General features: G+C 63.7%; 24 protein-coding genes. 3 read left to right on the forward strand and 21 right to left on the reverse strand.

What is annotated here, in order from left to right; genetic code table 11:
• Positions 1-88: 88 nt before the first annotated feature.
• The 9 genes from P3S72_RS19950 to P3S72_RS19990 form a co-directional block, all read right to left on the reverse strand.
• Positions 89-595 (reverse strand): hypothetical protein, encoded by a 507-nt coding sequence (locus P3S72_RS19950; protein ID WP_276193741.1) that lies wholly within the window; start codon positions 593-595, stop codon positions 89-91.
• The gene (locus tag P3S72_RS19955) at positions 592-1,110 is read right to left on the reverse strand and encodes a hypothetical protein (protein WP_276193742.1); all 519 of its coding nucleotides are present in this window, start codon (positions 1,108-1,110) and stop codon (positions 592-594) included. Before P3S72_RS19955 ends, P3S72_RS19950 begins: the two co-directional genes overlap by 4 nt.
• Complete coding sequence (locus P3S72_RS19960) at positions 1,107-1,733, reverse strand: hypothetical protein (protein ID WP_276193743.1); 627 nt, start codon at positions 1,731-1,733, stop codon at positions 1,107-1,109. Before P3S72_RS19960 ends, P3S72_RS19955 begins: the two co-directional genes overlap by 4 nt.
• A 201-nt stretch (positions 1,734-1,934) precedes the next feature.
• Positions 1,935-2,867 (reverse strand): pyridoxamine 5'-phosphate oxidase family protein, encoded by a 933-nt coding sequence (locus P3S72_RS19965; protein ID WP_276193744.1) that lies wholly within the window; start codon positions 2,865-2,867, stop codon positions 1,935-1,937.
• A 79-nt stretch (positions 2,868-2,946) separates the two neighbouring features.
• Entirely contained in the window at positions 2,947-3,831 is an 885-nt protein-coding gene (locus tag P3S72_RS19970; protein WP_276193745.1) for a LysR family transcriptional regulator, read from the reverse strand.
• A complete protein-coding gene (locus P3S72_RS19975; protein WP_276193746.1) occupies positions 3,831-4,751 on the reverse strand; it encodes a LysR family transcriptional regulator in 921 nt (306 codons plus the stop codon). Before P3S72_RS19975 ends, P3S72_RS19970 begins: the two co-directional genes overlap by 1 nt.
• Before the next feature lie 18 nt (positions 4,752-4,769).
• A complete protein-coding gene (locus P3S72_RS19980; protein ID WP_276193747.1) occupies positions 4,770-5,402 on the reverse strand; it encodes a glutathione S-transferase in 633 nt (210 codons plus the stop codon).
• Positions 5,403-5,534: 132 nt separating this feature from the next.
• Entirely contained in the window at positions 5,535-6,326 is a 792-nt protein-coding gene (fetB, locus tag P3S72_RS19985; protein WP_253397130.1) for an iron export ABC transporter permease subunit FetB, read from the reverse strand.
• The gene (locus P3S72_RS19990; RefSeq protein WP_276193748.1) at positions 6,323-7,000 is read right to left on the reverse strand and encodes an ATP-binding cassette domain-containing protein; all 678 of its coding nucleotides are present in this window, start codon (positions 6,998-7,000) and stop codon (positions 6,323-6,325) included. Before P3S72_RS19990 ends, fetB begins: the two co-directional genes overlap by 4 nt.
• A gap of 254 nt (positions 7,001-7,254) precedes the next feature.
• Here P3S72_RS19990 and P3S72_RS19995 point away from each other — a divergent pair, with 254 nt between their 5' ends.
• Positions 7,255-8,460, forward strand: a complete 1,206-nt coding sequence (locus tag P3S72_RS19995) for a DUF1835 domain-containing protein (protein ID WP_276193749.1) — start codon at positions 7,255-7,257, stop codon at positions 8,458-8,460.
• 171 nt (positions 8,461-8,631) lie between these two features.
• On the opposite strand, the gene P3S72_RS20000 is transcribed toward P3S72_RS19995, so the two are convergent.
• Positions 8,632-9,120, reverse strand: a complete 489-nt coding sequence (locus P3S72_RS20000; RefSeq protein WP_253397140.1) for a type VI secretion system tube protein Hcp — start codon at positions 9,118-9,120, stop codon at positions 8,632-8,634.
• Between the two features lie 185 nt (positions 9,121-9,305).
• Here P3S72_RS20000 and P3S72_RS20005 point away from each other — a divergent pair, with 185 nt between their 5' ends.
• Positions 9,306-10,220, forward strand: a complete 915-nt coding sequence (locus P3S72_RS20005) for an NAD synthetase (RefSeq protein WP_276193750.1) — start codon at positions 9,306-9,308, stop codon at positions 10,218-10,220.
• On the forward strand, positions 10,217-10,702 hold the full coding sequence (locus P3S72_RS20010) for a hypothetical protein (RefSeq protein WP_276193751.1): 486 nt from the start codon (positions 10,217-10,219) through the stop codon (positions 10,700-10,702). The genes P3S72_RS20005 and P3S72_RS20010 overlap by 4 nt, the downstream gene beginning before the upstream one ends.
• Before the next feature lie 97 nt (positions 10,703-10,799).
• Here the strand turns inward: P3S72_RS20010 and gspD are convergent, their stop codons facing one another.
• Genes gspD through gspE form a run of 11 tightly spaced genes read right to left on the reverse strand, consistent with a single transcriptional unit; the run spans position 10,800 to position 20,420 of the window.
• A complete protein-coding gene (gspD, locus tag P3S72_RS20015; RefSeq protein ID WP_276197962.1) occupies positions 10,800-12,926 on the reverse strand; it encodes a type II secretion system secretin GspD in 2,127 nt (708 codons plus the stop codon).
• 5 nt (positions 12,927-12,931) lie between these two features.
• Entirely contained in the window at positions 12,932-13,450 is a 519-nt protein-coding gene (locus P3S72_RS20020) for a general secretion pathway protein GspN (protein WP_276193752.1), read from the reverse strand.
• On the reverse strand, positions 13,447-14,046 hold the full coding sequence (gene gspM, locus P3S72_RS20025; protein ID WP_276193753.1) for a type II secretion system protein GspM: 600 nt from the start codon (positions 14,044-14,046) through the stop codon (positions 13,447-13,449). Before gspM ends, P3S72_RS20020 begins: the two co-directional genes overlap by 4 nt.
• On the reverse strand, positions 14,021-15,019 hold the full coding sequence (locus P3S72_RS20030; protein WP_276193754.1) for a PilN domain-containing protein: 999 nt from the start codon (positions 15,017-15,019) through the stop codon (positions 14,021-14,023). The genes gspM and P3S72_RS20030 overlap by 26 nt, the downstream gene beginning before the upstream one ends.
• Positions 15,016-15,717, reverse strand: coding sequence for a general secretion pathway protein GspK (locus P3S72_RS20035; protein WP_276193755.1), 702 nt, complete (start codon positions 15,715-15,717; stop codon positions 15,016-15,018). Before P3S72_RS20035 ends, P3S72_RS20030 begins: the two co-directional genes overlap by 4 nt.
• Positions 15,714-16,322: a prepilin-type N-terminal cleavage/methylation domain-containing protein gene (locus P3S72_RS20040; protein ID WP_276193756.1), complete on the reverse strand. Its 609-nt coding sequence runs from the start codon at positions 16,320-16,322 to the stop codon at positions 15,714-15,716. The genes P3S72_RS20035 and P3S72_RS20040 overlap by 4 nt, the downstream gene beginning before the upstream one ends.
• Positions 16,319-16,651, reverse strand: coding sequence for a type II secretion system protein (locus P3S72_RS20045; RefSeq protein WP_276193757.1), 333 nt, complete (start codon positions 16,649-16,651; stop codon positions 16,319-16,321). The genes P3S72_RS20040 and P3S72_RS20045 overlap by 4 nt, the downstream gene beginning before the upstream one ends.
• Positions 16,648-17,073: a prepilin-type N-terminal cleavage/methylation domain-containing protein gene (locus tag P3S72_RS20050; protein ID WP_276193758.1), complete on the reverse strand. Its 426-nt coding sequence runs from the start codon at positions 17,071-17,073 to the stop codon at positions 16,648-16,650. The genes P3S72_RS20045 and P3S72_RS20050 overlap by 4 nt, the downstream gene beginning before the upstream one ends.
• A 7-nt stretch (positions 17,074-17,080) precedes the next feature.
• Complete coding sequence (gspG, locus tag P3S72_RS20055) at positions 17,081-17,491, reverse strand: type II secretion system major pseudopilin GspG (RefSeq protein WP_276193759.1); 411 nt, start codon at positions 17,489-17,491, stop codon at positions 17,081-17,083.
• A gap of 20 nt (positions 17,492-17,511) precedes the next feature.
• Complete coding sequence (gspF, locus tag P3S72_RS20060) at positions 17,512-18,714, reverse strand: type II secretion system inner membrane protein GspF (protein WP_276193760.1); 1,203 nt, start codon at positions 18,712-18,714, stop codon at positions 17,512-17,514.
• On the reverse strand, positions 18,711-20,420 hold the full coding sequence (gspE, locus tag P3S72_RS20065) for a type II secretion system ATPase GspE (RefSeq protein WP_276193761.1): 1,710 nt from the start codon (positions 20,418-20,420) through the stop codon (positions 18,711-18,713). The genes gspF and gspE overlap by 4 nt, the downstream gene beginning before the upstream one ends.
• Positions 20,421-20,689 lie beyond the last annotated feature (269 nt).

A 20,689-nucleotide genomic window follows, 5' to 3' on the forward strand; every position in this document is an offset into this window, starting at 1 on the left:
CCCCTGGCGCTCGACGATAGCCAAAGCCACACGCTGTTGGCGACGCGGGGGTTGCCGCTGCGGCGCGATCGCTTGATTCCCTACCGGCTCACTGATAGGGAATCAAGCGATCACGGTCCAGGTCTCGCATCAGGTCGCCGAGCATTTCACTCTCGCTGCGAGGTTCGATCATGGGGATGTACCAGGTCGTGGCCGTCCAGCCGCCGCGCTTGTAGGCATAGGTTTTCAACAGTTGACCGTCCTTGAACACCGAGCCATGCAATTGGCGCTCGTAGGTGTAGGGCACTGGCACGGTCAGCAGCGTCAGAGCGCCGAGTACTGCGGGGAGCACTCCGGCCCCTTTACCGCCGCTCTGGTCGACCAGCAGGCTGTAGCCGGTCTTGCTGAAACCACCGTCGAGGAAACTGAAGGCGCCGGTATCACGCAGCAACTGGATGACTTCGCGCTGCTTTTGCTGATCGAACCGGGATTCGGGCAGCGGCATGGTGACACTCATCGGCACATAGGCGTGCTGGGCTTTGTAGTCCAGGGGCTTGAGGGCGGTGCTGCAGCCGCCGAGCAACAGCACGGCAGCCATTAAGGTGATCCTGATCATTGCGTGTGCTCCACAGGCAGCAGGCCATCACGTTGTACATCCTGGGCAAAGGCACGGGTGATACGGTTTACGTTCTCTTGCTGCATCCCGCCGCTGCCATCGAGCAGCCAGGTGTATTTGTGGGTGACGTTGCGATAGCTGTATTGCTTCAACAGCTTTCCATTTTGTTGCAGGGAAAACTCGGTGGTGGTGTCGATACTCTGGGACAAGGGCAGCAAAAACAGTGTCGCCGTACTCAGCAGAATTACCGGGAAAGGTGGCAAATCGCGCTGGCTATTGAAGCGGATCAACACCGAATAATCCCCTGCCTTGCCCTGGCCGGTTTCGACACTTCGAAACACCCCGGTTTCGCGTAACTGGTTACGGATTTGCGCGGCATTCAGCGGGTCGTCGACCATGACATGGATCGGCTTGAGGTAGTCCTGACCGTCGGGCAACGCGCGTTCGGGCAGGGTATTGGTGGCCGCACAGCCAGTCAGCAGCGCCAGGACGCTCAGGGTAATAACGCGGTTCATGGACGCATCTCTTGAAGGGTATTCTGGCCCGCAGCGGTAGACAGCGGCGCGATGATATGCGGGGCGGCGCTGCGATAATCCAGCGGTATCAACTCCAGCGCCGGCAAGCGCGGAACCGATTGTCGCGCGATCGGTTCATCGCGACCTTGCTGGTCACGCCAACGGAAGGCGCACAGGGAAGCCCCCAGGCACAGCGAGCGAAATTCACCGAGGTAATAGGCCTTGCCGGCTTGCAGGCGCATCGGCAGGTTGAACTTCTCCCGAGCCTGGACCGAGGTGTAGGTGGTGCCCAGGGTGGGTGAATAGTTGCTGGAGAAGAACTGGAAATCATAAAACTCATAATCTCCCGGTTTGAGCGGCAGCACAAACACACTGGCGACGCCGGCCTCGTCCTTCACATCCTGAGGCGTTTCCCGCCCGGCACCGACCCATATACCGGCGGCCCCGAAGGCGGAGCCACGCTTGCGAAACAACAGGCGCTGGTTGGGTGCGGGAGAAGCATTGAGGTTCTGCGGGCCGATGGAGCCCACAAGATAAGCCACCGGTTCTTCGGGGCCTGGTTGCAGCGGCTGACTGACCAGCGACGCGGGCTGAGTACCGCACCCCGCCAAGGCTGCAGCCATTAAGAGCAAGGCCAAAGGCCTGGAAAAGCAAAACATGTCGAATCCTGAACGCGGGCAAAAAGGGAGCTGCAGACGCCACAGGAAAGACATGCAATGAGCCATCCTGGCGCTGCGCCTCGCGTCACTGCGAGGGGGGCGAATGGTACGGGAGGGATGAAGGTTTTACCACCCGCTCGCCACCCCAGGCTTTCCAGCACCGCCCTACCAACGCCCCATCGCCAGGCTGTACGGCGAAAACTCCGCACCCCCCCACCTCAACGCCAGCGCCGCCGGGCGGCGCACCACCTGCTCCACCGTAACGGTCCACAACCGCTGCGCGCCCTCGAACCGCGCCACCTCGGCCCCGCTGAGGATCAGTGAAGTGCGCCCGGCCAGGTGCATCACGTCCCCCGATGCAAAGTCGATGAACAACAACCCCGCCACCGGATTGGCGTGCAGGTTGCCCAGGGTGTTGAAGAACAGGTTGCCGGCAAAGTCGGGGATGGTCAGCACGTTGCCTTCCACGCGCACGAAGCCTCGGTTGCCGCCGCGATGGGAGACGTCCACCGAGCGTTCGCCGCCGATGTCCACGTAACTGGCGACGAAGAAGGTGTCGGCATTGCGGATCATTGCGCACGCGGCGTCATCCAGGCAGTTGCTGCGCTCGACCACATCCCCGGGTTTACGGGCGACCCCATCGACAGGCCGCAGTTGGATGTATTTGGGGCAGTTGCCGAAGGACTGCACCACATCGACCGCAAAGCCCTCATGATCCAGCGCGCCGACCCGGCCATTCAGGCGATTGCGGCGGCGCGTGTCGAGGTCGATGCCGAGTAAGCCGACCGCGGCCCCTGGATGCAGCGCGGAGCGTGCAGGGTCGCCGGTGCCCGGCAGGCTGTCGATCTGCAAGGTGTGGGGGTCGGGCGAATGGGCAAACCCCGGCGCGCCTTCGATCATCGTCGCCCAGGGCATGCCGTGCGCGTCCACCACGCCGAGCAGCAAGTACGGCAACAGCGGATAAAACCCTCGGTGTTGCTCGGGCAGATGATCGCGGATCACCTTGGCGCCAATCATGTCCATGCGCTCGGCAGCACCTGCGCTTGCTTGCATCTGCCGTTCACCGGCATGCCAGGGGGAGTGTTCGATCGGGTTCATGGCGATCACCTCGAGTTAGATAACCCAATGCTGCGCCCCGCCAGGCAGCGAGAGAATACCCACGTTGAGCAATCGAGCATTACGCCAACTGAAACGCCGGATGCTCGCGCAGCGCCGCCACGCAGTGATCGACAAAACTGCGCACGCGCATCGGTGCATGGCGGCCTTCGCGGTAGACCACGTTGACCGGCAACGGCGCCAACTCGTGGGCGGGCAAGACGCGGCGCAACTGATTGCTGATCAGGTGCTCGTGAACCGGGTAGCTCAGGCAACGGATGATCCCCGCGCCATGCACGGCCGCATTGATCGCACCTTGCACCGTGGCGCAGCGCAGGCGTGTACGGGCCTTGAGGTGGGCGTGGGGGAAATCCCAGTGGACCTGATCGACGCTGGCGATCAGGCGATGTTGTTTGAGATCGTCCGGGTGCGCGGGTGCGCCGTGGGCAGCGAGGTAATCGGGACTGGCGCAAAGGATCTGCCGCACCTGGCCGACCGGCCGTGCGATCAGCGACGAGTTCGGCAACGCGCCGACCAGGATCGCCACGTCCAGCCCTTCTTCGTGCAGGTTGGGGTAATAGTCGTGGTAGCGGGCCGTCAGGTACACATCGGGGTGGCGGTCCAGATAACCGGCCAAGATCGGCGCCATCACGTACCGGCTGAACAGCAACGGCAAGAACACCCGCAGATTGCCCTGGGCCTGCACATGCGAGCCCTTGGCCGAGGCTTCGGCGGCGTCCACGGCGGCCAGCAGGCGTACGCAGTCGGCCAGGTAGGCGCGGCCTGCGTCGGTGAGGCTAACACCCCGCGTACTGCGCTGCAGCAACGCCACGTGCAGGCGTGCTTCCAACCGCGCCAGCGCACGCACCAGCGTCGCGCCCGACACCTGGGCACTGCGCGCCGCCGCAGCCAGGCTCGGTTGCCCGGCCAGCGCCGCAAACAGCTGCATATCGCGATAGCGCTCCATCAGCTAGGCCGCTGCGGCGCCGGGTTCAGGCCACGGTCCTGGGCGAAACGCTGGGTGAGGAAGTCGACGAAGGTCTGCACCTTCGCCGGTACACGGGCGCCCTTCTGGAACACCACCTGGATCGGCAGCGGCGCGGGTTCGAAGGCGTCGAGGACAATCTCCAGCTCACCGGCCGCCACCGCCGCTGCCACCTGATAGGACAGCACCCTCGTCAAGCCCCAGCCGATACGCGCCAGGTTGATCGCGGCGTTGTTTGCCGTGACCACCAGGCGCGGCGCGATGGGCACCGTCAGCAGCCGGTCGCCGTCGACGAATTGCCACTCGCTGATCAATTGGCTGGCCGACGACGTGGCGATCTTGGCTTCACGCAACTGCTCGGGACGTTGCGGCCGCCCGTGCTGATCGAGATAGCCGGGCGATGCGCACACCACCCGCCGCACTTCACCGACCTGGATCGCCTGTTGCCCCGGCTCCTGCAGATGACCGATGCGCACGGCCACGTCGACGCCTTCGTCGGTCATGTTCACCACGCGGTCGACCATCAAGGCGTTGATGTTCACCAGGGGAAAACGATCGAGATACGTCCCCAGCAACGGCGCCACATACAGCTCGCCAAACAGCACCGGGGCGGTCACGGTCAGTTGCCCACTGGGGATGGAATAACTGCCCGCCGCCGCTTCCTCGGCTTCGTTCAGCTCGGCGAGGATGCGTCGACAGTCTTCTAGGTAGCGCTGGCCGGCTTCAGTCAGGTGCAGACTGCGGGTGGTGCGCGCCAGCAATTGGGTGCCGATGCGCTGTTCCATCGCAGCAATCGCCCGGGTCACGCTGGGCGGCGAGGTTTTCAGGCGGCGCGCAGCGGCGGCGAAGCCCTCCTCCTCGGCCACCGCGAGGAACACCTGCATTTCATGAAATCGGTCCATCGGCGTCCCTCTTGAAGGTTACTGTGCTTGCAGACCCACCGCCGTGCGTGGCATGCCGACAAAACCCGGCAACGCTTCGATACTGGCCAGCCACGCGCGCACTTGAGGGTAGTCGGCCAGCGACACATTGCCTTCCGGCGCGTGGGCCACGTAGGTATAGAAGGCGATATCGGCAATGCTCGGCTGCTCACTGGCCAGGAAGCGACTTTGGCCCAGTTGCTGTTCAACCAATTGCAGCAAAGCGTGGGAGCGGCTGATGGCGGTCACGGTATCGACATCCGCGCCAAACACCACCGCCAGCCGCGCGGTCGCCGGCCCGACGTGGAGCTGACCGGCGGCGGCCGAGAGCCAGCGCTGCACACGCGCCTGGCCCAGCGGGTCGCTCGGCAGCCATTGGCCGTTGCCGTACTTGCTCGCCAGGTACACCAGAATCGCGTTGGAATCGGCGAGTACGGTGCCGTTGTCATCAATCGCCGGCACCTGGCCGAACGGGTTGATGGTGTCGACGAATTCAGCGGCCTTGTGCGCGCCTTGCTTGAGGTCTACCAGGATGAATTCACTGGGCAGGCCCAACAGCGACAACATCAGCTCGACCCGATGGGAATGGCCGGACAGGGGGAAACCATAGAGTTTGATCGCAGACTGGGACATGAAAGGCTCCAAAGAAGTGGGGGTTTTGACGCCAGGCATGTTCCGCCGCGGCGTCTATCGATGGAATCACCAGGATTTACAATCGAGCATTTCAGCCGGTGAAACAATCACCAGCGGTTCGTCGCCTGAGCTTCAGCGCTCTTGCAGCCGATCCCGCAAAAACCGATGACTCCTGGAAAACAGGCGCCGGTAGGTAAGCAGCACCGCGCCGACCGTGCCCAACGCCGACGAAGCGGCGATCAAAAACATGATCACGATCTGGTACCGCACCGCGTCCACCGGGCTCTCCCCCGCCAGCACCTGGCCGGTCATCATGCCGGGCAGGCTGACGATACCGACCACGGTCATCTGGTTCAGCGTCGGGATCATCCCGGCGCGCACCGCCTGGCGGATCGCTTCCTGCGCCGCTTCCCAGCGTGAGCCGCCGAGGGCCAGGATCATCTCGATGGTGTTGCGGCCCGAGGTCAGTTCCTGGGTCATGCGCTCGATCCCCAAGGACACGCCGGTCAGGGTGTTGCCGAGGATCATGCCGAGGATCGGGATCGCATACTGCGGCTCGTACCACGGGTGGATACGAATTACCGCAAACAAGCCCACCGCCGTGACCAGCCACGAACTGCCCCACACCGACACGATGCTGTCGATCCGTTGCCCACGGTACGTCCGCCGCCCACGCCCCGCCGCCGACAGGCCGGCAATCAGGGTCATCGCGCACATCAGCGGGAGCACCACGTACCAATAGGCGAACGCGAACACCCAGCCCAGCAGGTAACCGATCGCCAGCAGTTGCACCACGGTACGCACGGCGGCCCACAACAACTGGCGCTCCAGGCCCAGGCGCAACGCCAGCGACAGCGCGCCGTTGATCAGGATCAGCGAGGCGGCGATGGCCATGTCCAGCGCAGTCAGGTTTTGGTAGTTCATGGCTGGGTGGCTCCGCTCAGCACACCGGCGCGCATGTGCAAGTGGATGTCACTCATGCGTTGGGCCTGTTCCAGGTCGTGGGACACCCAGACATACGCGCGGGTGGGGTCGTCGGCGAACCAGGCGTCGATCAGCGCTTCGACATCGTGCGAGGACGCGGGGTCGAGGGCGGCGGTGGGTTCGTCCAGCAACAGCACGTCGGGGTTGAGCTGCAGCGTGCGGATCAACGCCACCACCTGGGACTCGCCGCCCGACAGGTCGCTGGCGTTTTTTGCCAGGAAGTCGGGCGACTTGCCGGCGTGCTGCAGCAGCGCCGTGACGGTCGCCAGCTCGAAACGGCGTTTACGCAGGGTCTTGAGGCTGAAGGGGAAACGCAGATTGTCTTGCACCGTGCCGTCGATCAGCGCCGGGCGTTGGGACAGGTAGCAGATGCGGCTGCGGTACTCGGGAATGTCTGCGTTAGTGATCGGCCGGTTGTTCCACAAGACCTGCCCCGATGTGGGCGCGTCCAGCAACGCCAGTGCCCGCAGGAACACGCTTTTGCCGGAGCCGGACGGGCCGGTGATCGATACGCGGTCGGCGCGGTGCAGGGCGAAGTCAGTGGGCTGGAGCAAAGCCACCTGGCGACGCTCATCCCGGCACGCAAGGGCGCGGGTTTCGATCAGTGCGCTCATGGACGCGATGCTCCTCATGGTTCGGTCAGGCACAATGGTGAAGCAGGCGAGCGGGCTTTTCATAGCAAAAGTTCAAACGATGGCGACCGGCTCTGTGGCGGGCGCCTTGCAATCAGTCCCTGCCCTGCCTATATTTGCCGCCTGGCGCCCTCTACGCCACCTTCCGCGGAAAGGGCTGCGCCCAAGACAATGAAGCACTCCCTCGTTTCTACGACTCCCAACCTTAAAGCGGAAAAGGTGTGCAAGGAGCTCGTATGTCGCAACGCCGCGTATCCTCGACCACTGATGGCCGTCTCAACCTTGAGCAGCAGCGCAAGCGCGCCAAAGAACTGTTGGCACGCCTGAAAAGCGAAAACCCCGACGCCACCCTGTCCCAGGCTCAATGGCATATCGCTAAACAACTGGGTTTCAGCAGTTGGCCCCAGCTCAAGACCCATGTCGACGCCATCGACTTCGCCGCCCGCCATCCCGACTTCGCCGCCAGCGACGAAGCCCACACCACCCATTGGCGCTGTGGCAACGACATTGCCCATAGCCTGCAAGTGGCGGGGTTCAAGGGCCACTTCCAGATGCTCAGCGACCCACTGTGCATGGGCCCGGTTCGCGACCTGCCCCGCGACGAATTCCGCGCCATGCGCAGCGCATTCATCAGCCAGGCTTTTGGCCTGGGCGAAGCGGATGTCGCGCGCCGTGTCGCCGATGAATATAACCAACTGCAAACCTTGGCCAACACCGAACACAGCGTGCTGTGGTGCGAGGCGGATGCGTATGACCAACTGTTCCTAATCCGCGCCCTGGCCGGTCTTGACCAGGCACCACGCAAGCTGGAGCTGATCGAGGTGGACCGAATTCCAGGGGTAGAACGCTTTATTGGCATTGGCCAATTGGCCCCCGATGTACTGGCGTGGTTATGGCCGCAGCGGCGCTTGATCGATGACGACGCGGTGCAGTTGGCCCGTGAGGCATGGTCCGCCTACTGCGCCAGTTCTCCGCTTGAGGTGGCGGCACTGGCCCAGGGTACGCATCCCGCCCTACCCTTGCTGGCACCCGCCTTGCGACGCCAGTTGCAGGAGTTGCCAGGGGCGAGGGATGGGTTGTCACTGACCGAACGCCTGTCCCTGGCGTACATCGCCGAAGCCGGGCCGGTCGCGTTCGGGCGCGTGTTTGCCGAGTTGATGGGCAAGCGCGAGCCACTGCCGTTCCTGGGGGACATGATGTTCCATGCACTGCTGCGGCCGTTGATCGACGGCGAGCGGCCTTTGTTGACAGAAACCGAGGCTCATCTTGAATGGCCTCGGCGGGTACTGGCGTTGACTGCGTTGGGGCACACCGTGCTGAGCGGCGATGCTTATTGGCTGGACCACGCCAGCCATGAACGCTGGGTAGGCGGTGTTTGCCTGAGGCCCGGCCAATCCCATTGGAGCCTTGACGAACAGCTGTCGCCGGTATGGCGGCCTTGATTCGCGGGGGGGATTTCGTCCGGGCCGGACACAACATCGGTGAGGCCCGGCGCAAGGTGCTAGTGACTTATGGGGATGAAGCAGCAGGTAGTGCTGTTGCAGGAATAGTGAAGGGACGAAGACTGGCGCCCGGATGCGCAAAGACGCGCTATCCGGGCACAAGGTGCAGCTTCACGCTTTGACGTTCTGCCGGATATTCCAGCCGAACTTCACTGGCCCGCCGTCCTTGGCGCCGTCGGCCTTCTGCGGCTGGTAGCTGACGTCGACGCTGGCGAAGTTCAAGGCGATGCTGTCGTAGAGCACCTCATCCTGACTTTCAGCACCGGTGCCGTAGGACACCACCATGACTTCCTTCAGGGTGATCACCAGATACTCCACCGGGCTGGAACCGCCCGCCTTGCGCACCACCAATCGTGCTTCGGGATAATGCTTGCCGGTCGTGCAGGCCATCATCAGGTTGGGGCTGGATTTATCCAGCGGCTTTTTCAGGTTCAGGTTGGCAAAGTCGGCCTTGCCCGCGCCGCCACCGGTGCCGGAATGCATCGACCCCGTCTGCGACAACCCCCACGCCCACTCGGTGACATCAATCTCATCCCGATGGGCCTGGTCCCGTGATTCACCCTTGATATCGCCCAGTTTCAAAAACATATCGACGGCCATGTGAGCTCCCTGTCCTGTTATGCGTCGGTAGCGACGTGGGGCGCACTGTTCCTGAATCGATACGCCGCTCACAAGACGCCAGGGCGGGATTGGGAAGTGCCTTTCTTGAAAAAACGAAACTTCCGACATTCATCCGCGCGACGCCATCTTTACTCTCTCGACTCTCGCCAATCAGGAGTTAAGGAATGACGATCTCCCAGTTCAAGGATAGATATCTCTCAGCCCATCTCAACACGCGCCAACGTCTCGAAGGCAGCCTCAACCTGCGGCGGTTGTTCTTCGCCATCGACGCCGACCCGGCGCTGATCGGCGCGGGGGTGGTGTACATCGACGAAGCGTTCAACGTGGTGACACTGCGTGAGTTCCAGGCGATTTGCAGTGTGCGGCCGATTACCGTGGTGCTGCGTGAAGCGCCCCGGTATGTGGGGCCGGTGGAATTCAAGCGGATGCTGGAACATGAGCCGCGAGAGTCGAGGTTGATGGCGGAGGCGATGAGTACGGCAGTGACGTGTGCGGGGGCGCTGTTGAGTTGGCGTGTTATATACAGCGGGATAGCCATGATGCCCTTTACTGCTGGCGCAAGCGTTGTCATCTCTTTCATCGGCACAACCGCAGCAGTGGCGGGCTCGTTCCAGTGCGCAGCAGGAGTCTATCGAACCGTAAACGAAGTTTGGGACCCTCAGAGGAATGACTATCTGGACAGTAGCGCGTGGTACGAAGGAATGATGGCGGCTCTGGACGCCGTTTCCTTACTTGGGGTGGCCACTTCTGCCGTAACGACAGTGAAAGTTATCAACCTGTCCAAGCGGGCAACAGGCAAACCACTTCGAGAGGTACTTCGTGGGCTAAGCCGGCAGGAGCGGGCAAAATTGACGGATGAACTGTTGAGAATCCAAGACCCACGACTGACACCGAAGCTCCTCAAGCTCAAGCAGGCCGCAGGCAATGCGTCCAAACGCATTCCAGCGGCACAGATAAAACCAATCACCGCAATCCATCGCACGGACACTTTTGCAGCAGCGCTGGGTCTCACCAGCAGCGCGATGTCCGGAAATACGAAGACACTGGCCATCGGTATTTACCAAGAGTTCAGCGAATGAAAAACCACAGAGAATCCCTTTACATCGTAGATCCTCGCCCACTTTTGGCTCACTACAGGCTGGCGTTGTTTGGCGGAGTTTTAGCCCTGTGCTTTTCGATTGCCACTGCCAGCACGCTAATGAACCTTACTTACTTCTCTGACGCATCTGATGGGGTTAGCGATGGGGTATTTTTTCTCGGAGGCGGCATGGCATGCGTGGTATTTGGCGTCGCACAGAGCATTGTCCTCCACGGTTATCCTCAGTGGGTTTGGCTTCAGGTTGGCGTGTTCATGATTTATTTGCTGCTTGTAGTTCCGACAACCATCTATAGCCCAGATCACGCCCTATTTACCTTTGCCCTGCTGAGCCCGTTACTTGGACTGCTGTGCCTGAACAGCAAGCGCCAACGAGAAATGCGTCTAAAGATGGTAGAAATCCGCCACAAGCGCGAAGCCATCATCGCCACCCTGAAAAAACAAGGCCGCTGGAAATGGTGGTAACCCGCGCGGTTGCTGGCACGGTCGACTTCCGATCACCGAGACCCGAACGCCACCCTATCGCGAGCAAGCCTGCACACATTTTTTTTACCGCAGTCCTTTAGTTTGCCGGCTTCAGCAACTGCATCTGCTGGCGATAATCATCCGTCACCTGCCGCGCCTGGCTGCTGCTGGTGATCACCCTCGGCGTAATCAGCACAATCAGCTCAGTGCGGTCCTTGGATTTGCTGGTGTTGCCGAACAGCCAGCGCAGGCCGGGGATTTTGCCCAGGTACGGCACGGCACTGACGCTCTCGGCGTTGTCCTGTTTGATCAACCCGCCGAGCAACACCGTCTGCCCACTTTGCACCGCCACTTGAGTCGAGACCGAGCGCGTTGAGATACGCGGATTTACCGGCGTGTCACTGCTGCTGGTCTGGCTCTCGGCATCGCTGACCTGCTGCTGGATGTCCATGTACACCAGGCCGCCCGGGTTGATGCGCGGTACCACATCCAGAATCACCCCGGTCTGCACGTATTCGACGCTGCTCAGGGTGCTGTCGGCGTTACCGGTATTCACCGTGGTCTGGCTGATGGGGATGTTGTCCCCGACCTGGATCTGCGCCGGCTGGTTGTTCATCACCACCAGCGACGGTGCCGACAGCACCTGCGTGCGGCCGTTGGTCTCCAGGGCGTGCAAGGCCACTTGCAAGTTGGAGCTGACGAAGGAATAGAACAACGAATCCGACGCCCCCAGCCCTGCCCCGCCACCGCCCAGCGCGCCCTGGCTGCCGGACGCGTTGGCGACGGTGGTGCTGGAGGAGTTGCCCGCCAGGCGGCCGAGGTACCACTGCACGCCAAGGTCCAGTTCACCGGTGAGTTTGACTTCGAGGATGCGCGTCTCGATCTGCACTTGCAGCGGCGGGTTGTCGAGGCGTTTGATCGCGGCTTCGATCTCTTTCCATTGCGCGGGGCGGGTGCGCACCAGCAGTTGGTTACTGCTTTTTTGCGCGGTGATGCGGGTGCCGGCTTCGAGGCTTTTATCCGCTGCGGGTTCGGGCGCTTCGGCGCTTTGCTCAGGTTCTTCAGCCGGCGGCGGAGTGCTCTGCAGGCCACCGGCATTGTTGTTGAGCGATGACAACGTAGTGGTGCGCAACCCCGGTGCGACCTTGGCCGGCGTATCGTCCTTGATCGCGCCGTTGCCGTAGATCTGCCGCAGGTATTTGGCCAGGTCAGAGGCCTTCATGTTGCGCACGTCGTACACATACATCTGCGGCTCGTTACCACCACCTTCGTCGATGGTGCGAATCCAGTCGCCCACCTCGCTGAGGTACTGCGGCTGGGAAGAAATCGCCACCACCGAATTGGTCCGCTCGATCGGCAGAAAGCGCAACATGCCGGCCAGGGGCATACCGCTGTCCGGGCCGAACATGGCTTGCAGCTCGGGCATCAGCTCGGCCACCGACGCGCGTTGCAAGCCGAATACGCCCACCGACATGCCCTTGAGCCAGTCCACATCGAAGGTGTCGATGGTGGCCTGGTAGTTGGCCAATTCTTCCGCAGTGCCGGCCAAACTCAGGACGTTGCGCGCCGGGTCCACCAGCAGAAAGGCGTTTTCGCGGGCGAACGGCTTGAGCAGTTTCTGCATCTCGGTGGCGGAGATATACCGCAACGGAAACAGCCGCGCCGACAGGCCGCTGGACGGTTGGGCGACGTTCATTTGCGGCACCAGCTTGCCCGCCACCGCCTGGTTGGCCGGCAGGATCACGTAGCGCTTGCCCTGCTTGATCATCGCGTTGTCAGTCCAGGACAGCAGCGTTTCGAGAATCGACAGCGCCTGCTGTTTGTCCACCGGTTTAGACGTGGAAAAGCTGACGCTGCCTTTCACCCCTTGGGCGATGCTGTAGTTCTCGTGCAGCAGGTCACCCATCACGCTGTTGATCACCGCTTCGATAGGCTGGTCGGCGAAGTTGAACACGATATCGCCGCCGCCCTGCTCTTCGTCACGCGGGCTGGCGCTGGGTGGGCGCACGAATTGCTGGTTGCCACGTATCAACTGGCGTTGGGCCGGGGCCTTCGCTGCGGGCGGCGGGCTGTCCACCGCCGGTGTCTCACTCGGCGGGCGTTGCGCGCCGGTGCCTTGCATGGCTTCGTGAAGTAAAGCGTCGTCTGCGTCGAGACGCTCGGGCAGCGAGCCACAGCCTCCCAGGGAGACGGCGGTAGTCAGGCAAAACAACGAGGTGCGCATGTCGATCAAGGGAGGGGCTCGCGAGGCAGGGAAATCGGTGGCCGGGTCGACGGCGGCGGCAAACGCTTGGCGTACAGGCTCAAGGTTTGCGTGCGACCGTCCAGGGTAAAACGGGCGGATTGCGGCGTGAGGTGTTCCAGGCGCCAGCCGTTGGGCAGCACCTGGCCCAGGCGCACGGTCAGCGGGCGACCGTCGGCTTGCTTGAGCATCACCATTTGCAGGTTGCCGGTGATCAGGATGCCGCTGAGGGTCAGGTTGGCCAGGCTGCTGGCCTGGGTATTGCCGACCGCACGATCGGGGCTGCGATCCGCACTGAACAGCGGGGTTTGCCACGTGGCGGCGAGGCGGTCCAACGCGACGCTGGGCGCGACTCGCACCCGCGCAGAGGCATGCTCGCGCACGGCCGGTTCGGGCAGCCACTGCGGTTCGTCGCCGATGCTGCTCAGGATGACCGCCATCAACAGGCCCAATACCCCGACCAACCCGAGCAAGCCCCATTCCAAGGGGCGCAAGACACCGATCATCGGGCCACCTGCGGTTGCAGGTAGCCGCGCACCAGCAACTGCACCACCAACTGCCCCGCCCCGCCACTGACCGGCGCCTGTTTGCCACGGCGGATGCGCAGCTCATCGACGAACAGAAACGGCGGCTGGTATTCCAGCTCATGCAGGATCGCGGTCAAGGGTTCGATGGCGCAATTGAGGGTCAGGCTGACCTGCACCTGTCGATACGGTTCGCCGTCGTCCTGCTCCGGGGTGATCGGTTTGCGTTGGCTCAGGCTGCAGCCGCCGCCGAGGGTGGCGTGGCGGTTGATCAAATCGGCGAGGCGTTGCATCAGGTCGGCGGCGACCGCATCCGGGTCATCCCCCGGCAGCAGGCTGGTTTGGCTGGCCGGGTCCTGGCGGGCCTGGTCCAGTTGCTCGCGCAGTGCATCGCCCTGGCGCAACACACCGGCATAGCGTTGCTGCTGTTCGCGCAACTGCTCGGCCTGTTCGCCCATGGCACGCAAGGGCCCGGCGAACCAGCTGTCGATCAACAGCCAGTACGCCGCGCCGAGCACCACGGCCAGGATCAGCAAGGCCGTGCCACGGCGTTCACGGGGTGTGAGGGGTCGGCGCATCGGCGGCCTCCGGGCGAAGATGGGCACGCAAGGCAAACTGATCCTTGCCGCTGCGCACATCGGGTTGAATCACCCCTTCAAACTGGGCGTTGTCCAGGCGGTGGCAGCCTTTGATCCGAGTGATCAGGGCGCTGGCCTTGGCGCTTTGTCCGGAGAAGGCAATGTCTCGACCCTTGATGTCCAACTGGTCGAGCCAGGTGTCGGCGGGCAAGCACGTGGTGAGGTCGTCGAGCAGCGCCACCAGCGGTGGCTGGGCCAATTTGCGCCGAGTCAGGTACTGCGCCGCGCCGCGGGTGGTGAGCAGTTGCTGACGCAGCGCATGCACTTCGGCGACCTGGGCTTTTTGCTGCTGGACGCTTTCGTGCATGGCGTCGAGCACGCGCTGGCGGTCGTTGAGCCAGAGCAGCATCGCCGCGATCAGCAACGCGCCGCACAGCCACGGCAAGCTGCGTTGCAAGCCCTTGCCTGCCGGGCGCGAACGTGGGCGCAAAGGCGCGGGCAGCAGGTCGATGCCCAGGTTGCCCACATCCACGCGATGAGGATGCAAACCGAGGGCGGCACCGTCGCTGAGGATCTGATCGAGGCGTTCGCGCAGGATCGCCACTAGCGTCACCTGCAGGTGGGTTGGCGTGCGCCGCTCCTGGCGTGCGACGAAGTACAACTGGTCGGCCTCGAACGGCGTGTAGCGATCCAGTTCATAGCCGACCACGGCGCTGAGGTTGCGGGCAGCGGCTACGGGCAACTGCACGGTTTGCACCAGCACGGCGTCGGCCGCGAGCACCAGCACCTGGCGCGCGTTGCCCGGCGCCAGCTCAACCGGCTCGCTCAACGGCCAGTGATAGCGCTGCTCGGGCGGCTCGTGCAGCGCCAGCCACGCTGGCACGCACGCACGCAGCTCCGCGAGCCACAGGCGCCAACCTTGTTGCGCCAGGCTGCCACGCCAATACCGGGCGATGGGTTCCAGTCGATTCATTCTTGCCAACGCAACACCCGGTAGGGCTGTGCGCCGTCCTCCGTTGGGCTCAATAAAACCGTGACGTGCAAACGCGCTTCATAACCGCCGGGGCGCTGTGCGCGGCTGTCGACCACCAGCACCTCGCCGGGATCGACGCCCTGCGCGCTCTGCTGCGGCAGGTTCAGGGCCTGGCGCATCAGGGCGCTGGCGAACGCCGGAGCGGGCCGATCGAGGTCGCTCCACAAAGTGATCTCGGGCAACAATTGGCTGTACAGCGCCTGGGTCATGCCCGGCAATTGGCGCACTTCTTCGAGCACGCGAAACGGCGCCAGGCCCTGATTGCGCCGCGCCTCCAACGCCTTGGCCAGTTGCGTGGCCTGGGCCGGGGTGGCGCCGCAGGCCAGGGCCAGGCGCGTGAGGTCATCCGCCTCGGCGTTGATCAGGTACAGCTTGCCGCGCTCGCTGCGTAGGCTGACGTGCAACTGCGCGTCATCGAAAGTCAGCGGCATTTCACGGCCATCGGCGATCCAGCGTGGATCGGCCATCGCCAGGGCGACGCCGGCTTCGGCCGCCAGCACCGTCTGGGTGTGCTGGCGATGCCACAGCGCCTGGCGACTTTCCAGCTGTACCCAAGCGGCCAAGCCACCCAGCAACACGCTGAGCAAGGCCAGCACCCAGAGCACCAGCAGCAGCGCCGCCCCGCGTTGACGCCTCATTCGCCCGTGGCTCCGCTGGACAGGTTCAAGCGCAACGCAATCACCTCGGTGACCCAGGGCACCGGCCCGTCGACACGCGCGGCAATCCGTACCGCAGCGGGCAAGCGCCGGGGCCACGGCCACTGGTCAATCCATCCGGTGGGTTGGCCCAAGGGCGATACGCCGCGATAACTGAACTGCAGCGCCGCAAGGTTCGTCAATAGCACTTGCGGCTCATCGCGGGAGACCGTGGTCTGCGCCTCCAACCGCGAGAACGCCACCTGCAAATCCTCTGCGCCCCGTTGCAGGGTGAAACGCTGAATCCCACCGCCGAGCACACCGGGCAACGTCGCGACAAACTGCAGTCGCTCGGAGGTGCCCACGAAAAACCCATCGGCCTGGCTGTCGTCTTCCGTGACATCCAGTGGCAATGCTTCACTGATGGCGGTGCGTAAGAACTGCTGGGCGGCGCGCATTTCGTCCAGGCTGACGGTATAGCGCTGGGCCTTGGACACCGCGCGATTGGCGCCGAGCAACGCGCCGCTCAACAACACCAGCAGCACCGCGAGCAAGCTGAGTACCACGAGGATTTCGAGCAGGGTGAAGCCCCGCTCGCGGCGCCTCACTGGCGCACCTTCAATGTGCTGAAACGGGCCTGGTGCGAGCCCTCGCTGACAATAAGGTCGAGGCGATACAGATGCGGTTGCTGGCGCACACACGTCAGTTGCCAATGGATGCCGTCCAGCTCGCCCTGGCGGACCCCGTCGGCCAGGTGCCCCGTCGTTTCCTGGTCCAGCACACTGAGGGCGGCATGGCTCAGGCGATCGCTGCGGGCCACTTGCGCCAACGAGCGCGCGCTCTGGCCGAAGGCGACCAGCAACACCGTGCTGCACACCGCCATCAACGTCAGGGCGGCGAGCATTTCGAGTAAGGTAAACCCGGCCTGGCGCTTCATGGCAGCGCCTTGGACTGCACGCTGCCGGTCAGCCAGCCAATGTCGATGCGCCAACGCCGGCTGCCGTTGGCCAGCAGCAGATTGCCGCCGGTGGAACTGCCATCGGGGTAGAACTCTACGGCGCTTGCGACCTGTTCGGCGCTGTGCAAGGTGACCTGCAGGCTCGCCGGCCACGCGTGAGGGGCGCGGCCCGGCGCCTGGAAGGTCAGGCGCTGCAGATCGAATTCGGTCCTGGCCGCACGCCCGCTGACAATCGCCCCGGCCCGCGTGGTGCGCAGGGCGTCGACCATCTGCCCGACCACGCGCCGCTCGTTCGCCGCCTGCACGGCCTGGCGCGCACCGAGCCCCAACAACCCGACAGCGAGGCTGATCAACAGGATGACCGCCAGCATCTCGAGCAAGGTAAAGCCGCGTTGGGGCATGGGCGGGTTATTCCCAGTTGCCCAGGTCGGCGCTGTAGCCCTCGCCGCCCGGTTGGCCATCCTGGCCGTAGAAGATCAGGTCGAAGGCCCCATGTTCGCCCGGGAAGCGATAGCCGAACGCATGGCCGAACGGGTCTTTCAGCTCCGACGGTTTGGCATACGGCCCGGCCCAGCTTGCGGCATTCCCGGGTTTGTCCACCAGTTGCTGCAGGCTGTTGGGCGGTGAACCGACATCCAGGGCGTAGCTGTCGAGCTTCATGCTCAGGCTGGCCAGTTGCGCCTTGCCCGCGCCGTACTTGCCCTTGTCCACATTGCCGCCGACCTGGCGCACCACAATGGTTGCGACAATGCCCAGCAGCACGATCACCGCGAGCATTTCCAGCAGGGTGAAACCGCTTTGACGGCGTTGAGTTCTCATCGATCGGGTTCCTTGAAGGTTCATATATGGCTGGTCAGGCTCATCAGCGGCAGCATGATCGCGAGCATGATCACCGCCACCAGCACCGCCATGACCACGGTCAGGGACGGCACCAGGGCCGCGAGCAGGCGGTCGATACCGCGTTTGGCTTCGACGTCGAAGATGTCGGCGACCTTGAGCAGCATGCTGTCGAGTTCGCCGGCCTGTTCGCCGACGTCAATCATTTGCAGGGCCAGGTCGGGCAACAGCGCTTGCGTACCGAAGGCGCTGGCCAGGGTGCCGCCGCCTTTCACCGATTCAGCCGCATCGGCCACTTGGGCCTGCAATGCGCGGTTGGTGCAGACCTGCCGCGCGATGACCAACGCTTGCAGCAAGGCCACGCCATTGCTGAGCAAGGTGCCCAGGGTGCGGGTCAGGCGCGCCGCTTCAACCCGCTGCAACAACGGGCCGAGCACCCGCAGGCCGAGCAGGCGGCGGTCGTAGCGTTCGCGGCGCTGGGGATCGCGCAGGCGTGCCGCCAGGGTCCCCAGCGCGACGATCGACCCGGCCAACAGCAGCAGACCGTAGGCACCGAGGAATTGACCCAGGGCCAGAATCACGTCGGTGATCAGCGGAATCGGCACGCCCAGGTCCTGGAAAATCGGCACGAACTGCGGCACCACATACGCCAGCAACAACGCCAGCGAACCGAGCACGCCGACCACCAGGAACGCCGGGTAGATCAGCGCATTGATGACCTCGCCGCGCAGCCGCTCGCTGCGTTCGAGGTAGTCGCTGAGTTGGCGCAGGGTGCTTTCCAGCGCACCACCGGCTTCACCGGCGCGCACCATGCTCAGGTACAACGGTGAGAAGCTCGCGCCCTCGTCCTCCAGCGCGGCCGATAACGGTTTGCCGGCCTTGACCTGGTCGCGGATGCGTTCGATCAGCGCGCGCACCTGGGGCTGGCCGGGTTGCTTGAGCAGCAGGCCCAGGGAGCGCTCCAACGGCTGGCCGGCGCCCAACAGCGTCGCCAACTGCTGGGTGAAACTCACCAACGCGGCGCCCTTCAACGCCCCACGCACAAAGGCATGGCGCAGGCCCTGGCTGCCGGCCGTGTCGATCTGCAACAGCAGCCAACCGCGCTTGTGCAGGATTGCGACGGCGGCGGCTTGATCCTTGGCTTGCAGCGTGCCGCGCTGGGTCACACCCTGGCTGTCCAGGGCGCGGAAGGTGAACAGACTCACGCGCCGTCACCACGGGTAACGCGCAGCACTTCTTCCAGCGAGGTGACGCCCGCCACCGCCTGGCGCAGGCCTTCTTCATGCAAGGTACGCAGGCCCGCGCGACGGGCGGCCTGCTCCAGCGTCGCGGCGTCGGCGTGGCGCATCAACAGGCCACGCAGTTCGTCATTCATCACCAGCAATTCGGTGATGGCGCTGCGGCCGTGGTAACCGCCTTCGGCGCCGGGCCGGTAGAGCAGGATCGGGCGCTCATCGGTAAAGCGCTCCAAGCCATGCTCCTCGATCAGCTCCGGCGGCGCTTCGAAGGCGACGCGGGTCGCCGGGTCCAGGCGCCGCACCAGGCGTTGCGCGAGGATGCCGGTGACGGTCGAGGCGATCAGATAACGCTCCACGCCCATGTCCAGCAGGCGCGTGATGCTCGCGGCGGCGCTGTTGGTGTGCAGGGTGGAGAGCACGAGATGGCCGGTGAGTGACGATTGGATGGCGATGCGGCAGGTTTCCAGGTCGCGGATCTCGCCGATCATGATCACGTCCGGGTCCTGGCGCACGATGGAGCGCAGCGCCCCGGCGAAGTCCAGGCCGATGGCCGGTTTGACCTGGATCTGGTTGATGCCTTCGAGCTGGTATTCCACCGGGTCTTCGACGGTGATGATCTTGCGCTCGGCGCTGTTGAGCCGCGCCAGCGCGGTGTAGAGCGTGGTGGTCTTGCCGGAACCGGTGGGCCCGGTGACCAGCAGGATGCCGTGGGGCCGTTCGAGCACGTCGAGGAAGGCGGCCAGGCGCTGGCCGTCAAAGCCCAGGCTGGGGAAGTCGAACTGCACGGTTTGCCGGTCGAGCAGGCGCATCACCACCGACTCGCCAAAACTGGTGGGCACCGTGGACACCCGCAGGTCCAGCTCCTTGCCCTGGATGCGCAACATGATCCGCCCGTCCTGGGGCAGGCGCCGCTCGGCGATGTCCAGGCGCGCCATGATCTTCACCCGCGAGATCACCGCCGCCGACGAACTGGCCGGCGGCGCTTCGGCGTCGTGCAGCACGCCGTCGACGCGGTAGCGCACCTTGAGCTGGTTTTCGAAGGGTTCGATATGGATGTCCGATGCACGCTGTTCCACCGCCCGCTGCAGGATCAGGTTGACCAGGCGAATCACCGGTGCTTCGGAGGCCATGTCCTTGAGGTGTTCGATATCTTCCAGCGCGCCGCCCTGCTCATCGAGGTTCTCGATCAGGGTGCCCATGGCGGAACGGCCCTGGCCGTAGTAGCGCTCGATCAACGTATCGACTTCGTTGCGCGGGCCGATGGCCAGCCATATCGGCACATCGCAGGCGTAGGCCAGGGCCTGAAAGGGATAGTGCTGCGCCGGGTTGGCCGCGAGGACGCGCAGCCCGCCTTGGGTCCACCCCATCGGCACCACTTGGTAATGGCGCATAAAGCGCTCGGTGAGCGTGGGCAACGGGTCGAGCAGCGGCGGCGCGGCATCGGCCAGCAACAGCGGCGCACCGAGCAACGCCGCCCAGGCGCGGGCCAGTTCGATTTCGGACACCAACCCCAGGCGCGTGAGCAACCCCAACAGGTCGCAGGCGTCGGTGGACAAGCGCCGGGCACGCTCCAGATCGACGGTTTTCAGCCCGGCGTGCTGCATCAGCCACGCGCACACGGTGTCGGTGTGCGGTATCTGCGTATGGCAGGCATCGATGGGCATGGACGACATAGTGGGGTGTCTAGTTGCGAGAAAGTATGGCTATTTGGAACTACTGGATATAAAAAGAAAATGCCATTAGTTCGCCACGCCGCAGTCGGAGTTAACTGGGTTAATCGACTGGAAGTTCCAACGCTAGTTCCGGAAGCAGGGAAACAAACTGAAAAAAATAGGCTTCGGCCATCTTTAAATGGCCTTACAAGCCTTGATTTAAAGGCTCAGCACCGAAAAGGCCGAATTTAGCTAATTGCAATTAGCCACTTCGCTAATTAGCGCCACGC

Source organism: Pseudomonas sp. D3, assembly GCF_029320995.1.
In the GTDB taxonomy this organism is placed as follows: domain Bacteria; phylum Pseudomonadota; class Gammaproteobacteria; order Pseudomonadales; family Pseudomonadaceae; genus Aquipseudomonas; species Aquipseudomonas paraveronii.

Excerpts from the sequence above, each read along its gene's own strand:
- P3S72_RS19965 (WP_276193744.1), bottom strand. The coding sequence starts at position 2,867 with ATGAACCCGATCGAACACTCCCCCTGGCATGCCGGTGAACGGCAGATG.
- P3S72_RS20035 (WP_276193755.1), bottom strand. The coding sequence starts at position 15,717 with ATGAGGCGTCAACGCGGGGCGGCGCTGCTGCTGGTGCTCTGGGTGCTG.
- P3S72_RS20000 (WP_253397140.1), bottom strand. The coding sequence starts at position 9,120 with ATGGCCGTCGATATGTTTTTGAAACTGGGCGATATCAAGGGTGAATCA.
- P3S72_RS20045 (WP_276193757.1), bottom strand. The coding sequence starts at position 16,651 with ATGAAGCGCCAGGCCGGGTTTACCTTACTCGAAATGCTCGCCGCCCTG.
- P3S72_RS19990 (WP_276193748.1), bottom strand. The coding sequence starts at position 7,000 with ATGAGCGCACTGATCGAAACCCGCGCCCTTGCGTGCCGGGATGAGCGT.
- P3S72_RS20020 (WP_276193752.1), bottom strand. The coding sequence starts at position 13,450 with ATGATCGGTGTCTTGCGCCCCTTGGAATGGGGCTTGCTCGGGTTGGTC.
- P3S72_RS20010 (WP_276193751.1), top strand. The coding sequence starts at position 10,217 with ATGAAAAACCACAGAGAATCCCTTTACATCGTAGATCCTCGCCCACTT.
- P3S72_RS19970 (WP_276193745.1), bottom strand. The coding sequence starts at position 3,831 with ATGGAGCGCTATCGCGATATGCAGCTGTTTGCGGCGCTGGCCGGGCAA.
- P3S72_RS20050 (WP_276193758.1), bottom strand. The coding sequence starts at position 17,073 with ATGCCCCAACGCGGCTTTACCTTGCTCGAGATGCTGGCGGTCATCCTG.
- P3S72_RS20030 (WP_276193754.1), bottom strand. The coding sequence starts at position 15,019 with ATGAATCGACTGGAACCCATCGCCCGGTATTGGCGTGGCAGCCTGGCG.
- P3S72_RS19955 (WP_276193742.1), bottom strand. The coding sequence starts at position 1,110 with ATGAACCGCGTTATTACCCTGAGCGTCCTGGCGCTGCTGACTGGCTGT.
- fetB (WP_253397130.1), bottom strand. The coding sequence starts at position 6,326 with ATGAACTACCAAAACCTGACTGCGCTGGACATGGCCATCGCCGCCTCG.
- P3S72_RS19960 (WP_276193743.1), bottom strand. The coding sequence starts at position 1,733 with ATGGCTGCAGCCTTGGCGGGGTGCGGTACTCAGCCCGCGTCGCTGGTC.
- P3S72_RS19995 (WP_276193749.1), top strand. The coding sequence starts at position 7,255 with ATGTCGCAACGCCGCGTATCCTCGACCACTGATGGCCGTCTCAACCTT.
- gspE (WP_276193761.1), bottom strand. The coding sequence starts at position 20,420 with ATGTCGTCCATGCCCATCGATGCCTGCCATACGCAGATACCGCACACC.
- gspD (WP_276197962.1), bottom strand. The coding sequence starts at position 12,926 with ATGCGCACCTCGTTGTTTTGCCTGACTACCGCCGTCTCCCTGGGAGGC.
- P3S72_RS20005 (WP_276193750.1), top strand. The coding sequence starts at position 9,306 with ATGACGATCTCCCAGTTCAAGGATAGATATCTCTCAGCCCATCTCAAC.
- P3S72_RS19950 (WP_276193741.1), bottom strand. The coding sequence starts at position 595 with ATGATCAGGATCACCTTAATGGCTGCCGTGCTGTTGCTCGGCGGCTGC.
- P3S72_RS19980 (WP_276193747.1), bottom strand. The coding sequence starts at position 5,402 with ATGTCCCAGTCTGCGATCAAACTCTATGGTTTCCCCCTGTCCGGCCAT.
- P3S72_RS19975 (WP_276193746.1), bottom strand. The coding sequence starts at position 4,751 with ATGGACCGATTTCATGAAATGCAGGTGTTCCTCGCGGTGGCCGAGGAG.
- gspG (WP_276193759.1), bottom strand. The coding sequence starts at position 17,491 with ATGAGAACTCAACGCCGTCAAAGCGGTTTCACCCTGCTGGAAATGCTC.
- gspM (WP_276193753.1), bottom strand. The coding sequence starts at position 14,046 with ATGCGCCGACCCCTCACACCCCGTGAACGCCGTGGCACGGCCTTGCTG.